The 14914-nt window shown below is 34.6% G+C and carries 14 protein-coding genes, 1 tRNA gene and 1 pseudogene; 3 read left to right on the top strand and 13 right to left on the bottom strand.

Annotated features, from left to right (window positions below; genetic code table 11):
• The first annotated feature begins 20 nt into the window (after positions 1 to 20).
• A pseudogene (locus tag AAGD79_RS00790) lies at positions 21 to 885 on the top strand (IS982 family transposase).
• Here the strand turns inward: AAGD79_RS00790 and AAGD79_RS00785 are convergent.
• The 4 genes from AAGD79_RS00785 to ispH all read right to left on the bottom strand — a co-directional run bounded on the left by AAGD79_RS00785 (position 882) and on the right by ispH (position 5581).
• Positions 882 to 1211, bottom strand: a complete 330-nt coding sequence (locus AAGD79_RS00785; RefSeq protein ID WP_341811420.1) for a hypothetical protein — start codon at positions 1209 to 1211, stop codon at positions 882 to 884. The pseudogene AAGD79_RS00790 and the gene AAGD79_RS00785 overlap by 4 nt on opposite strands.
• A gap of 42 nt (positions 1212 to 1253) precedes the next feature.
• Positions 1254 to 3149, bottom strand: coding sequence for a molecular chaperone HtpG (htpG, locus tag AAGD79_RS00780; protein WP_341811419.1), 1896 nt, complete (start codon positions 3147 to 3149; stop codon positions 1254 to 1256).
• A 608-nt stretch (positions 3150 to 3757) separates the two neighbouring features.
• Positions 3758 to 4015, bottom strand: a complete 258-nt coding sequence (locus AAGD79_RS00775) for a hypothetical protein (protein ID WP_065095159.1) — start codon at positions 4013 to 4015, stop codon at positions 3758 to 3760.
• A gap of 636 nt (positions 4016 to 4651) precedes the next feature.
• Complete coding sequence (gene ispH / locus AAGD79_RS00770) at positions 4652 to 5581, bottom strand: 4-hydroxy-3-methylbut-2-enyl diphosphate reductase (RefSeq protein ID WP_341811625.1); 930 nt, start codon at positions 5579 to 5581, stop codon at positions 4652 to 4654.
• A gap of 20 nt (positions 5582 to 5601) precedes the next feature.
• On the opposite strand from ispH, the gene AAGD79_RS00765 reads away from it, so the two are divergent.
• On the top strand, positions 5602 to 7149 hold the full coding sequence (locus tag AAGD79_RS00765) for a penicillin-binding protein 2 (protein WP_341811418.1): 1548 nt from the start codon (positions 5602 to 5604) through the stop codon (positions 7147 to 7149).
• A 2-nt stretch (positions 7150 to 7151) separates the two neighbouring features.
• Here AAGD79_RS00765 and AAGD79_RS00760 read toward each other — a convergent pair whose 3' ends face one another.
• Both AAGD79_RS00760 and elbB read right to left on the bottom strand, forming a co-directional pair.
• Positions 7152 to 7460, bottom strand: coding sequence for a hypothetical protein (locus AAGD79_RS00760; RefSeq protein WP_010081942.1), 309 nt, complete (start codon positions 7458 to 7460; stop codon positions 7152 to 7154).
• 146 nt (positions 7461 to 7606) lie between these two features.
• On the bottom strand, positions 7607 to 8314 hold the full coding sequence (elbB, locus tag AAGD79_RS00755; RefSeq protein ID WP_039963711.1) for an isoprenoid biosynthesis glyoxalase ElbB: 708 nt from the start codon (positions 8312 to 8314) through the stop codon (positions 7607 to 7609).
• Between the two features lie 136 nt (positions 8315 to 8450).
• On the opposite strand from elbB, the gene AAGD79_RS00750 reads away from it, so the two are divergent.
• On the top strand, positions 8451 to 9485 hold the full coding sequence (locus AAGD79_RS00750; protein WP_341811417.1) for a hypothetical protein: 1035 nt from the start codon (positions 8451 to 8453) through the stop codon (positions 9483 to 9485).
• Positions 9486 to 9521: 36 nt separating this feature from the next.
• Here the strand turns inward: AAGD79_RS00750 and AAGD79_RS00745 are convergent, their stop codons facing one another.
• From AAGD79_RS00745 to AAGD79_RS00715, 7 genes are all read right to left on the bottom strand, one after another.
• Entirely contained in the window at positions 9522 to 10073 is a 552-nt protein-coding gene (locus AAGD79_RS00745) for a 5-formyltetrahydrofolate cyclo-ligase (RefSeq protein ID WP_341811416.1), read from the bottom strand.
• Positions 10057 to 10677, bottom strand: a complete 621-nt coding sequence (locus AAGD79_RS00740) for an oxidoreductase (RefSeq protein WP_341811415.1) — start codon at positions 10675 to 10677, stop codon at positions 10057 to 10059. Before AAGD79_RS00740 ends, AAGD79_RS00745 begins: the two co-directional genes overlap by 17 nt.
• A 103-nt stretch (positions 10678 to 10780) precedes the next feature.
• The gene (locus AAGD79_RS00735) at positions 10781 to 11926 is read right to left on the bottom strand and encodes a SurA N-terminal domain-containing protein (protein WP_264723798.1); all 1146 of its coding nucleotides are present in this window, start codon (positions 11924 to 11926) and stop codon (positions 10781 to 10783) included.
• Positions 11927 to 12110: 184 nt separating this feature from the next.
• Positions 12111 to 12201: transfer RNA gene (locus tag AAGD79_RS00730), tRNA-Ser, on the bottom strand.
• A gap of 92 nt (positions 12202 to 12293) precedes the next feature.
• Complete coding sequence (locus tag AAGD79_RS00725; RefSeq protein ID WP_265043602.1) at positions 12294 to 12455, bottom strand: hypothetical protein; 162 nt, start codon at positions 12453 to 12455, stop codon at positions 12294 to 12296.
• A 44-nt stretch (positions 12456 to 12499) separates the two neighbouring features.
• Positions 12500 to 13006, bottom strand: a complete 507-nt coding sequence (ppa, locus tag AAGD79_RS00720; protein ID WP_341811414.1) for an inorganic diphosphatase — start codon at positions 13004 to 13006, stop codon at positions 12500 to 12502.
• A gap of 59 nt (positions 13007 to 13065) precedes the next feature.
• Positions 13066 to 14289 carry a hypothetical protein gene (locus AAGD79_RS00715; RefSeq protein WP_341811413.1) on the bottom strand — a complete coding sequence of 408 codons (1224 nt, stop codon included), beginning with the start codon at positions 14287 to 14289 and terminating at the stop codon, positions 13066 to 13068.
• Between the last annotated feature and the right edge of the window lie 625 nt (positions 14290 to 14914).

The following is a 14914-nucleotide window of genomic DNA, read 5'->3' as shown; positions in this document are numbered from 1 at the left end:
AATAATTTAAGAGGTTACCCATGAAGAAAGATATTACAGAACTTTACTGCTGCGTCGAGGATTTTTGTCGTGTAGTAGATGAAAATTTTGCAAATAAGTTCTTATCAAATGGCAAAAAACCAACCAGAGTACCAGAAATAGCGCACTCAGAAATGCTAACCATAATCCTGTTATACCACCAATCGCCATGTAAAAACTTCAAGGCTTTTTATCTTTGTTACCTTAAGTTACTCTATAGATCAGAATTTTCAAAGATGCCTTCATATCACAGATTTATTGCCTTAAAGCCGAGAGTTTTACGGTATTTAGCATTACTTCTTCAATGGTTCTGCGAACAAGCGAAAATGACAGGTACTTCCTACATTGACACTTCTACGATTGCCATTTGCCACAAGAAAAGGATCTCTAGGAACAAAGTTTTTGATGGTTTAGCAGAAATTGGTAAGAGCACGTATGGTTGGTTTTTTGGCTTTAAATTGCACTTGGTGATTAACGAAATTGGAGAAATTCAATCACTTACTCTAACCAAAGGTAACGTTGATACCTGTGCCAACTATAACTAAAAGACTGACAGGACTTTTGTTCGGAGATAAAGGCTATATCAAGAAGGAGCTCTTTGAGGAACTCTTCGATAGAGGTTTAAAGCTTGTCACTAAAGTGAAAAAAGGCATGAAAAACGCACTAATCTCACTAAAAGAGAAGGCTTTATTGAGAAAAAGGTCGATTATTGAGACAGTCTTTGGTTGTTTAAAAAATAAATTTGAGCTTGAACATACACGGCACAGATCGCCAATAAATTTTCTGGTACATATTTTTTCTACATTAATTTCATATTCCATGCAGTCAAAAAAGCCTTCTATTTCTAAGCCTTACTGTGTTGGTTAATCCATAACTGGGGTTTGATTATACCTATCGCACAACTGGCCAACAAAATCTTTACTTATGGTTTTACCATTGATTATAAAATTCATTCTATGTAAGTCTTTATAAGCTTGCTTACCAGAATTCGCATCAGCATCATTTTTGTCTGCCCTTACTTGACTGAGCAAAGATTGCGTTAGCTTAAATTCTGATCTAGTCGCTCTGTTGGTATTTTGTTCTTCTTCAGCCTCTGAACAATTACCTGAATCCCCAGAATTTTTCGTACTTTTAACTTTATTTTCTTTTGCAGTATCTACTGCTGGTGCATGAGCCCACCAAGTAAACTCCAAATCATGTTTTACCCCTAATTAATAGCTAAGCTAAGTATAGCATTAAACAGAAATCTTGCCAAGCAAATTATTCAATCTCTTAGCAAACAGACTTACATCATCCATCTCTTCACCTTCCACGATGCAAGCTTGGTAAAATAATAAATGAATCATGTCTTCCAATGTTGGGTTTTCACCACTTTCAGCATAAGATTTCATTATACTCTTTATTACAGGATGCTTAGTGTTAATTTCAAGCACCTTTGGCGTGCGGTAATTTAGCTGCTTTTGTTCACGCAAAAAACGCTCCATGCGAAGATCCATAGCACCTTCATCAACCGCTAGGCATACGGGACTATCAGTCAATTTTTTGGAAATTTTTACGCTTTTTACTGAATCTCCAAGCACTGTGGTAAAATATTGCAGTATAGTTTCCTCAGTTTTTTCTCCATTCGATTTATTTTCTTCATCTGTCTTATCTTCTTCTGAAGAGAATTTTTCCAAATCAACATCTGCACGGGTTACAGACTTGATTTTCTGATCTTTGTATTCATGAATTACACTAGTCCAAAAGTCATCAACTGGATCAACAAATAGGAGCACTTCTAGTCCTTTACTGACGAATCCCTCAAGTTGCGGACTGTTTTTCACTGAATCGAGGCTATTTCCGGTGAGATAATAGATATGCTCCTGCTCAGGCTTCATTCTGCTTATATAGTCATCAATGCTGACTAATTTCTCATCACCAGTACTATGAAATCTGCAAATTGAGAGTAGTGCTTCTCTCTCATCAGTTGGCATAGCTTCGCAAAGACCTTCCTTTAAAACTGCACCAAAATTGGTCCAGAATTTTGTATATTCCTCTAAATTCTCTTTTGCTTTTTTACCGAGCTCTGATATCACACGCTTAGTGAGAGATTTTCTGATCTGCTCAACAACACGATTATTCTGCAGCGTTTCTCTGCTGATATTAAGAGGCAAGTCCGGTGAATCAACCACGCCTTTCAGAAAACGCAAGTATTGTGGTATAATCTGTACGTTATCTTCAGTGATAAATACTTTATTTACATATAACTTCACAGAGCAACGTCTATCTGGATGGAATAAATCAAAAGGTTTTATAGAAGGAACATAAAGCAAATTTGTATATTCTATTGCACCTTCATTTTTATTATGCAATATCATCCAGGGCTCCCCGCCAACGTGAGCAACACTGCGGAAAAAATCGTTGTGCTCCTCTTGAGTAACGTCATTTTTTGGCTTAGTCCAAATTGCAGCCTTACTGTTTAACTTTTCACTTTTTCCTTCTTCGTCTATAAATTCAACAGGAAAATTTATGTGATCAGAGTAAGTAGTGACAATATTTTCAACACGAAATTTATCTAAAAACTCGTTTTCTTCAGGATGCATAATGAGCGTAATTTTGGTTCCGCGAGGGACTTGATTATCTGACTTGCTGATTGAATATTCCCCATCTCCTTTGGATTGCCAGATCCAAGACTCCTCTTCTCCAGCTTTTCTCGATTCTACTATTACTTCTGATGCAACGATAAAGCTTGAGTAAAAACCAACACCAAACTTCCCAATCAGCTCCACAGTTTGGCTTGAATCCTTGCTATTCTTAATCGCATCCAAGAACTTTTGCGTACCAGAGCTTGCAATTGTACCAAGATTGTCTATTAAATCCTGTCTATTCATTCCAATGCCATTATCAGTGATATATAGCTCGTTCTTATCTTTATTGGAGCTGATAGTGATTTTTAATTCGTCACTCAAATCTAGCAAATTAGGGTTTAGTTGAGATTCATAGCGCAACTTATCACATGCATCTGATGCATTTGATATTAATTCACGCAGAAAAATGTCTTTATTGGTGTAAAGTGAATGAATCACTATATTCAGTACTTTCCCTACCTCAGCGTCAAATTTTAAATTTTCAGTTTCTTGTACATTATGCATTTTGAGCTCCATTATTTGCCTACTACCCTAATAATTTAAGTATTGAATCACGATCTTTCAAGGTCACGTACACCAAAATTAATGTGGGTGTAGTTATTATGACACCCAATTTATGGGATCTCTTGCATAACAAACTTTTGGCAGCGCATTGGATGAAACGAAAAACTTCCTTGACACCCTTCGCCAGCCCCCTTATCATGAAACTGAAGCTATTTATTTATCTTCGCAATCTCTGCAGTGGATTAATGACAAAAAAACTTAATGTATTTGGCGTAAATCATGCTTAATTTTTTGCACTATGTGCACCTCATGTCTTTATCAAATTTCTAGCTACACAAGCTGAAATACGCTATTTAAAACATCAAAAAACGCCAACTTAAAAAATGGATAGTGAATAATTAGCTACCCTAGGGTTTCTTTGCCTTTTTTTCTGTTTAGTAAATTTCTTAACGTTTATAATTTAGATTAGTTGCGGCTTAAAAGCGGCTGAGTCACGGTTATTAAGCGTTTAGAATAAAAAAACGCCATACTTGAAAGTATAATGTAAGTAACTAGCCAACCATCGGGCTTTTTTTGCCTTTTTTTTCGCTTGGTAAAATTTTTAATACTTAGATTAGTTGCAATTTAAGAGACCAGAAATGGTCAGTGCTTGGCACTGGAATAACGTCCTCCTTTGTTATCCCAGTGCCCAGACACTGGGATCCAGGAAACTTAATTGCAAGTAATGCATTGGATTTGGTGAGTATGGGTTTTATGTTATAGAATGAAACACTTTTGGTGAATTTGTAAAGAAAACTGGATCCCAGTGTTTGGGCACTGGGATGACACCATTCTTTTTCCTGGATTCCAGACTGGAATGACACCATTTGTTGTGTTTAACAAAGTTCGTACTTAGCTTCATATTAGCCGTAAATATTTAAGAAATTTACCAAACGAAAAAAAAGGCAAAAGAAGCCCTGGGGTTATTATCCGCTTTAAAATATTGGCGTTTTTTATGTTTTAAACGCTTGACAAGCGAAATTCAGCTGCTTTTAATTGCAACTAACTTACGCTACAAATGTTTAAGAAATTTACTAAGCAGAAAAAAAGACAAAGAATCCCCGAGTTAGCTAGTCTTTTACTATCTCTGTCGAGTATTGGCATTTTTTGATGTCTTGTAACGCTTTATAAGCGCGTTCAGCTTATTTAGATAAAAATCTAGATGTAGATGAAGTTTTGTAAAGACATACAGTATCTATATACTGCAAAAAATTGAACATAAGACGCCGATACATTAAGTAATCCTTACCTTTTAATCTGCAGATTGGCGAAAGCAAATACAATAGCTTCACTATCATGATAAGGGCGCTGGCGAAGGGTGTCAAGTAAGTTTTTTCGTTTCTATTCCCAATAAAAGTTTGTTATATGGTTATGCAAGAAGTCTAATGAATCGCGGTGTGACGTCTTAGCTATAGATGCTGGTTTGTGTGATTTCAAGAGAAGCTTAGTAGATAAGTTGTGTTTTAAACCAGATTCGGTATTTTAAACTGAACACTTTCAATAATACCACCTGGCATAACTGAAATTTTTACACTCAGGTTTACTTTTAGGTAGTCTATTAATTCATCAACTAATATGTCAGGAGCGGAAGCACCTGCGGTGATTCCTATCTTTTCTACGCCCTGAAACCAGCTTTTATTCACACAGCTGTAATTATCAATCAAGTAGGCTCTTTTTCCTCTGGCAGTGCACAGATCTAATAAGCGGTTTGAATTTGAGCTATTTTTACTTCCTACAACTAATACCATGTCTACAATTTCAGCTAGCTTTTTAACAGCATTTTGTCTGTTTTGCGTTGCATAGCATATGTCCTTTAAATCTGGACCTGTTATGCCTGGAAACCTTAATTTCAAGGCAGCAATAATGTCACGGGTATCGTCGATGCTTAACGTAGTTTGTGTAACATAAGACAAATTATCTGGATCTTTAACCTTTAAATCATATACATCCTGCAAAGTTTGCACTAAAGTGATAGGATTGTTTACTCTTCCCCTAATTCCCTTAACTTCTGGATGGTTTTCATGCCCAATGAGAATTAATTCTTTACCACTGTTTTCATACCTTTTTGCTTCTTTATGCACTTTGTTGACTAAAGGACATGTTGCATCAATCACTTGAATACCCTTTCTTTTTGCCTCATCTTCTATATTTTTTGATACTCCGTGCGCGCTGAAGATCAGTATTCCTTCATTATCTTCAATTTCCTCGATACTGCTTACAAAAACCACTCCTTGTTTCTTAAAGTCCTCTACTATATATTTATTGTGAACAATTTCGTGTAGCACATAAACTTGGCGCTCGTTTTTGTATTTTTCTAAAGTAATAGCTAATATGTCCACAGCTCTTTTTACCCCGGCACAAAAACCTCGTGGTTCAGCTAAGATGATTTCCATTTTTGTCAAATCAAGTAAATATGCAAGCATTACTTAAAAATAAGCTCCGCTCACTGTGTTTTATAGTACCATTATTTATATTTTATATAATAATTATTTTTCGCATATTCTCTTTAACATTTGATCAACCTACTACTTCAGAAAATTTTAGAAAAGATAATATAGTACATAAACAACCTGATATTTTAGATAGAAATGGAGTGGTAATAGCAACAAATGTGCCCACAACATCACTATATATAGATGCAACCAAAGTAAAGAATCCGGAAAGTATAGCAGCACAACTGTGTTCTACTTTGCATGACCTCGAATACAAGAACTTATATAGAGTACTTACTTCAGAAAAGAAATTTGCTTGGATAAAGCGGCACTTGACTCCAAAAGAATTACTAGCGATCAAAAACGCTGGTGTACCAGGAGTAAATTTTTATGACGACATAAAGCGTATATATCCTCACAGTAATTTATTTTCACACGTGCTTGGTTACACTGACATAGATGGCAACGGTATTGCAGGAGTTGAGGCATATATAAGTAAAAATAATGAGCAAGAAAAGCCCATAATACTATCCTTAGATACACGAGTGCAAAGCATAGTGCATGAAGAGCTAACTAAAGCTGTAAGCAGATATCAGGCACTTGGCGGAGTAGGAATTGTTTTAAATGTGAGAAATAGTGAAGTTATCTCGATGGTCAGCCTACCTGATTTTAATCCCAACTCACAGAATAAGGCAGAAGACGTACAAAAGTTTAATCGCGCCAGTCTTGGGGTATATGAGATGGGGTCGGTATTAAAATACTTTACAATAGCCGCAGCGCTTGATGCGAACGCTACAAAAACTAGCGATTTATATGACGTATCAACACCAATCACCATTGGAAAGTATAAAATTCAGGATTTTCATAAATCTAAAATTCCAAAAATTACTGTGCAAGATATATTTGTAAAATCATCCAACATTGGTGCAGCAAAAATTGCAGTCAAACTAGGTATTGAAAAACAGGTAGAATACTTTAAAGCTATGAAGCTATTTTCTCCTTTGAAAATAGAAATACCAGAAAAATCTACACCGATAATCCCGGATAAATGGAGTGAAAACACTTTAATAACAGCATCTTATGGTTATGGCATAGCTGTAACTCCTATACATCTTGCACAAACTGCAGCAGCATTAATCAACAATGGGATATTTCATAACGCAACCTTGATGTTGAATAAAAGAAGTATAGGAGAGCAAATTATCTCAAGAAGAACTTCCAGGGAAATGAGAAAATTATTACGTGCAGCAGTAACAGATGGCACTGGCAGAAAAGCAAAAATAAAGGCATATTCAATAGGAGGAAAAACTGGATCGGCGGAAAAAGTTGTAGATGGTAAATATAGCAAAGATGCAAACATAGCATCATTTATAGGAGTGCTAACTATGCTTGACCCAAGGTACATAGTGCTAATTGCTATTGATGAGCCTCAAGGGATGCACCATACCGGGGGAATAATTGCTGCGCCTATAGTAAAGAACATTATAAATAGAATAGCGCCTATACTAAATGTTACACCTGAGATGTAAAATTATGATTGCTTTACTACAACTTCAAATTTATCATCACCAAAATCCTTATTAATATACCAAGAACCATCATCTTTAGTTACAAATTCAAGACCTTTAAGGTCTTTTTTTATTGTCTTGCCATTTTGACCATCAATAGCGATATTAATATCGAATGTAATAATGTCTAGATTTATCATAGCTTCTTTCCCGCTGCACGAATTTAGACTGAACTTGCCTAACATGACATCATTAAAACTCACTTCCCCTGTATAGACATCACACTGACCGTCCACACAACACGTAGTTTCAATATAGAAAAGGTCTGACATATAAAACACCTTACGTTTATAAAAAAAGAGCTAAAGCCCTACGCCATACCGTTATAGTCAGTAAACCTAGAGCACTTTAGCTATAATACAGCTAAGAATGTAAAATTCAACAGTTAATTGTGTAAGGAAGTCTAAATTACTATATCTTAGAGGAATGGCTGTTTAGTTTTTTTGTTAATCTTTTTTACCATGCTGTCAATCATATGCTTTATCCCTTGATATACAGAGTATGTACTTTCGTCGCTACGCATATAAGCAGAACAGGAAAATACATTATGTTCTTCGTCTTCTATTGATAACTCTGTATCGCATTTTATGTGCTCGCCGCCAAGCCTTTCTATCAACTGTTCTCTGTCATCTCCTATAGTTACCTTAACCTTACTTTCTTCTTTACCTATCTTGCTACTTAAAATTGAAACAATGATGGCTGGAGATATGCATATCGCTCCTATTGGCTTTTTTGTAACAAAAAATTCTGAAACTAATCTTTCAAATTCAGGCATTACTGTCACCATGTCTTTACTTTCAGCTAAGTCAGATAAATTTTTCGCAACCCCGTATCCACCAGGTACAACTAGCATGTCAAAATTTTCAGCTTTGGCTTCTTTTAAGTCATATATTTCGCCTCTTGCGATTCTTGCTGCTTCCACAAGTACATTCCTTTTTTCTTTTGTTGCCTCTTTTGTTCTATGATTCATAACTTGTGTGATATTGATATCAGGTGCAAAGCATTTAACATCCACTTCCTGCTGATCAAGCACAAGCAAACTTAAAACCGCTTCTCTTACCTCTACACCGTCAAGGTGACCACACCCTGATAAGACCACAGCAGCTTTTAATTTTTTTTCACCCATAAAGTACCTTGATTTCATATAATCTAGATATTTTAATACAAATTCTATATTTGGAAAGGGGTGTGTTATATCAATTATAATATAATTAATGATTAGTATGTATAATTAGGCATATTTATAATCAACGAAGCTGAATATGGAATCTAGCAATAGTATGTTTTTTGACACTGACTATCCAGAACTAAGAAAAGCTATTTCAGATATAATAGAAAGTATTGCACAATCCTCACAAGAGGGGAAAAAAGAGTTATTTACAACCCTATCAGAACAAGTTAAAGGGATGAACCTCAAAGATTTAGGTTTAGCGATTAATGACCAAGGCTTGCAAAAGGAGGTCAACAAAGAATTATTTATAAAATTCATTGAAGAAGCGCTTGAAGGTTTAACTTCTGAAAATGTTAACTCAAAAATAATAGAAGAGGCGTTAAAATCTGTTAACCAACAAGCAATAAGTAATGTTATAAATAATAATAAAGGTCCACTGGATAATCTAGTCAATTATTTTAAATCAGCCTCTGCAAATAAAAAAATTGGAATAGCTTCTGCCGTAATGGTATTAGGAGCAGCATTTTCTCCGCTTATTGTGCTTGCTACATTAATAGCGCTTGTGGCTATTGGAGCACGTTATGTAGGAATAGGTATAGGAAAGGCAGGGGAAAAAATAAAAGAAGGTGCGATTGATGCAGGAAAAGCAGTGAAAAGTTTATCTAAAAATTTAGGGGATAAATTGCCTGAGGTTGGGCCAAAAAAAGATAACTTTAGTAAATTATACAACAGTTTGGCTCAAGAGATTATAGGCTATAATATGTCCGAAGAAGGTGAAAAAATAAAAAACGCCCAGAGTAAAGCAAAGGTCATAGGCATGCTTCAAAATGAAGGGCAGCGATCTGCTATACAAGAGTTAGTAAAGAATGGAACTATTCAAAATTTTTCAGAAGATGACATGAAAAAGCTTAGAGAAAAAGGTACTAGTACTTATGAAAGTGATAAGGAAGCACTTGAGGAACTTATGGAGAAATTTCAATCTAAAATTATGGCCATTGGTGAGGGTAAAATAGAGGAGGTAGAAAAAATGGTTAATGATAAAGTTAACCAAATGAAGTCACCAGTTCCTCAATTAGATAGTCCAAGTTCTGAACAAGCGAGTACAGGAGAAACCAAAACCCTCTGATGGCTTGGAGAGGGAGGGAATGGGAAAGGTAGAGATCTATTCTTTTTTATCCACTTTTTTGAGCAATCCACTTCCACATCTAACACACATCTCAGTGATTATAATATCCAATTTTTGATCATGTTTTTCTACAGGTAAATCTTTACAATATTGTTTCTCATAGGCTACACCTATAAATATTTTTCCAAGCGGCCGTAATTTTTTTATCATTGTATCATACCAACCACCGCCAAAACCTAATCTATTAAAATGATCATCAAAAGCAACAACAGGAGTAATGATTGTGTCGGGAATTACATCTTCATTTGTTTCGTTCCATTCCTCAAATTTTAGTAACTTATTTTTATTAGGAATTGCTACTTTATAATCTAAATCGAGTAAACTATGCATCAAAGGCACAACATCTATTTCCTCATCCATTGGAATGTAAGCTGCTATTGTTTTGCCTTTAACGTAGCTTAAGTTCTGATTAAAGAGATTAATAAGGGAATTTACCGCATAACTGGAATAACTTTCATCAATATCTTTTCTTATAGCTCTATATTGCTCTCTTATTTCCTTTTTGTGCTGTTTAATATCTTTGAACATGATCTATCCATTTCGCAGTAAGTTTTTCTTGTAAACTATTTTGCTTCAAGCGCTCACTTAAAAAATCAAAGTCAATAAATTCCATATCCTGGTCTTGATTACTGCAGCTATAAACAAAACTCCTTTCTCCTGTTTTCGCATTTATATGCTGCTGCACACACTGAGCGCAGATTTCTTTCATCATACACTGCATAGGAGAATTAACTGACGATATTGCTATATGACTTAACTTTAGATATGGCTTTAAAATTGTTTTTCTAGCTTCATTCACAGCTTTCATCATTTTATCAGAACCAATAGTGATAATTTTATCTATAACGTTCAAATTAATACCTAATCTTCCTTGTTGATAAGAGACTATTGCATCAACTATATTACCATGAAAGGATTTATCTTGATCTCTGCTTGTTTCTATCAATCCTTCTTCACATGCCCAAACTACTGCATTTGATGCACGCTCTATCAGTGCTCGTTTAAATACATCACTTAACTTCTTATAGCCAGCGAAGTACAAAACCTTGTTATTATTTTCAAGACATGCCTTCCCTATCGAAAATAACACTGCATTTCCAACTCCACCACCAATTAGCATTATATTCTTCATGTGCTATTTTAACTACATTTGTTCAAATTTTTTGAAATTTTATAGAACAAAGTAATTTATATAGTTCTATACACAAAGACAGAGACAAGGACACTCTCTGACTTCAACTATACCGATAACTGATAGCTGCATTTTTACGCATATCATCTAATAACAAGTTGCTTTGTATCATAATCTTTTGTTGGTACATTTTCTGTTTGATTGCTTCTATACCCGCTACATTACTCTTGATATCACACAACATCATCAACTTTGCAGTGCCATTTTCTCTCAATTCTACTATTTCATTCACACTTGTTTTACTAAATAAAATCTGTAAATCAGGATTTAAATCTCGCATTTTTATTTCAAATTCTTTTGCGTTTGGCAGCTTAAAATTATCTGCTAATTTATCAAAATTTAAACAATTAACTTTTTGCTCCTTGAGATTATCTAATAAACTTTCTGAACCTTCAACCACAATCTGTTTTAATTTTAAAGTGCTTTCCAGCAGTGCATGATTAAGTTGTACTTTATCTATTACTTTTATAACGGAGTAACCTTCACTGAAACTGAATGGACCTGCTATGTCGCTGGTTTCTAATCCTTCTAAAACGCTCTTGAGTTTTCCTTTTAGCTGACTTAAATTAACTGTTGCTTTACGCATCTTTATTGGAGATTCTGGGTTATTACTGTTGCGTAATTTTTTTACTAAATCTTCAGCTATACCATAAACGTCCTTGTCTTTTTGATCAGGAATTATAAACTCTTGGAACGTGATAAGATAATCCGGCTTTTCTGTTTGCCTTTTTACATCATCTACTTCTTTATCGCTTATATTAATAAATGGCACAATTCTTACTTCAATAATTTTGCTCCACAGTAACTGACATTTTATTTGTTTTCTTAAAATACCAAGATCTATATTATGCTTCTCTATGTATTGATCAACTTCATTAGCCTTAAGTTTAAAACTTTGGGTTAAAAATAACATAATAGCATTATCTAACTCCTCGTTGCTCAATTTTATATTCAGCCTCTGTGCTTCATTGATAATGATAATTTCGTCTATTAGCTCCCTAAGAATTTGAGGCTTTGCTTCTTTTTGATTAACACTTTGAGTGCCAAACAATGAATTTATAAAGTTGATGCGTTTTTCGATATCTAAATTTGAAATTGGTTCACCATTTACATCTGCAACAATTTCAATCTCGGTTGCAAGCAACCTAAGTGGCAACACTATCAACAGTAAAATTAGTATTTTATACATACAAGTAAAGTTGTTTAGTTAATAACCAATTCTATAATAAATACTGAGTCAATGCTAGCCAACTTTTTAATAGTGATCTCAGTGACAATGGAAATAAAAACCATTGCAACAAAATCAGGTACGCTGGTAAATAGGCTAAAAACATGCTAATATAGCGAATTTAAACCGTGCTAAAAACAGTATACGGAAGGAGAGGGATTCGAACCCTCGATACGACTTTTGGGTCGTATAACGGTTTAGCAAACCGCCGCCTTCAGCCGCTCGGCCACCCTTCCAAATTTAGAACCTAAAGATTATATAATACCAAGACCTCTACCACCTGTCTAATGCTTTTAATTGCAATATTTGTATCTGTTCAGATGCATGGCTAATGCTGAAACAAAAATTCCAGTGCTCCCTTTCTTGTCATCCCAGTGTCACGCACTGGGATGACATCGTTTACTATGTGCCATATTGCAATGTTCGTACGGTTGTGCGCGGTATAGATTCCGCTAACGAGTAGCGGAATGACGAATTTGTTGTTTTTCAAATTGTGGGCAAACCTAAGCCACTTTAGCTATAAATCAATAAAAACTAATTTCTGCTTTTTTCAATGATTTTCTTTGCTTCTTCCACACCAACCCATTCTCCAACTGCTACCGTTTTTCCCTTTTCTAGATCTTTATAATGAGAAAAGAAATGAGTAATTTTATCTAGTAGGCTTTTAGATAAGTCAGAATAGTCCTTTATATTGTCATAATAGCTATCAACACTGGAAACAGGCACAGCTAATATTTTCTCATCTTCTCCTTTTTCATCTTTAGTGAGTAATGCGCCTATCGGACGCACCGATATTAAAACACTAGATGCTAAGGAAAACTGAGTTAGCACCAAAACATCCACAGGATCACCATCACCTGCGCAGGTATTTGGTACAAACCCATAATTGCAAGGATAAGTCATTGAGGTAGATAAAAATCTGTCAACTTGTAACAACCTAAACTCTTTATTAAATTCATACTTTACAGGCTCAGCATTCGCACTTATTTCAATTACCACATTCACCGCATTTGGTCCTGCTGTTATTTTACTTAAATCCATAAATTACCTCTTAACTTAAGAATAAGCATTATACAATATATGCTTTTAAGTTGCTACATTTATGTAATTCTAAACTTATTTTGCACGGGCTGTCCTAAATTTTCATTCGTCATCTTATTGACTGTTGAAAGTGGTGGTTCCTGTGATAATTGAAATAAAGCATATACTATTACGATAGTAAGCACTGCAGCAATTACTAGATTAGCAAAATTATCCTGTGGTAGGACACCTTTTATTGGATTAAATAATTTTTGCTCCATAAAGAAATAATCAGCAACATATAACCCAACAGATAATACAAACATACCTAAAATAAGTTTACAGACTGTGTTTTTATGGTCTTTTTCTTTTTTCTTGCTGGTGATAGGATTTGGCCTACATTCATTCTCTTCTTGCAGCACTGAGTAGTATATATTATCAGGGCTCGTTATTAATTGTTCAAATTCATCACTATTTTGGTTTTTTAACAGTTGCTCTAGGGTGTTTTTTGTATTTATAGGATATATTAATCCATCCATTTTCAATGCTTTCTCTTGCCGATCCACATTCTCATGGTCGATTGTATATTTATCTCTACTTGATAATCCGATCATGTGTAGTTTGCCAGCTAAGAACATTATATAGCTCTCTATTAACTGATTCTCACATATCTCTAATACTTCTCTTTTTACTGTTTTGTTAGATGACGAAAGTTCTTTATAGTGACCACCCAAAGAAAAGAACAATGCTATATCTTTATCTGCTTTTATGTCATGAATGGAATAATAGCTGCTGATAACGCACTTATTTAATGCAAATTCTCTGTCATATTTGTTTAATGTATTTCCTTCACTTAGTAACTTTCTAAGACCAATGAGTACTTTATTTTTAAAATCTTCTTCTGTTTTAAATATTGGTTCTCTCTTTGGATTTGCTAAGATGTTAAGTAAATCTAATTTTCTTCCATCTACTACTTCATTTATATATTCATTTAACTCAGATCCTTTAATAACTTCATATATTTTATCTATGACATCTTTAGTATTGAGGTTATTGTTTTCACTTAGAATTCGATAAGCTAGAGCATAAATTAAAAACAGCCCTTGTAGACTAAATTTTAAGTTAAAATAGTAATCTAATTGTTCATCTTGCTTCTGTATGAATGCAGACAGACCTATGTGATTTCTGTGATCTATAAAACGATCTAAGTCAGCGTGTTGAAAGCTACCTAAAAAAATAAATAACGTCTCTAATAAATTACCCTTACCAACAATTTTTATTAGTTCTTCAATTTCTTTTATCATTGCTGAAACCTATAATGTTCTACTTTATAGTATAAGGGATACATGGCAAAATAGCAATAAATGTTATTAGACTTCTTGCATAACCCAAACTAAGTAGAAAAAGGTATAGCTATACCGCCGCGGCACTAACAAGAGATCCCGCTAACACGCAGCGGGATACTATCTACACCGTCATACCGCGATTCATTCGCGGTATCTCTCAACATAGATCCCGCTAACACGTAGCGGGATGACAAGGCTTATCGTCATGCCACCGCGAACCATCATACCGCCGCAGCGCTAACAAGAGATTCCGCTAACACGCAGCGGGATGACGGTTGTCGTTTAGCTACAAACATTAAGAAATTTACCAAATAAAAAAAAAGGCAAAAGAAGCCCCGTGGTTGGCTAATTACTTACATTATACTTTCAAGTATGGCGTTTTTTTATTCTAAACACTTAATAACCGCGATTTAGCTGCTTTTAAGCCGCAACTAATCTAAATTATAAACGTTAAGAAATTTACTAAACAGAAAAAAAGGCAAAAGAAACCCTAGGGTAGCTAGTTATTCACTATCCATTTTTTAAGTTGGCGTTTTTTAATGTTTTAAATGCTTTATAAGTGTATTTCAGCTTGTGTAGGTAA

This window comes from Wolbachia endosymbiont (group A) of Oxytorus armatus, assembly GCF_964027005.1.
GTDB lineage: Bacteria > Pseudomonadota > Alphaproteobacteria > Rickettsiales > Anaplasmataceae > Wolbachia > Wolbachia pipientis.
The sequence above is the reverse complement of the archived record's forward strand: the minus strand, read 5'-3'. Positions and strand labels throughout refer to the sequence as shown.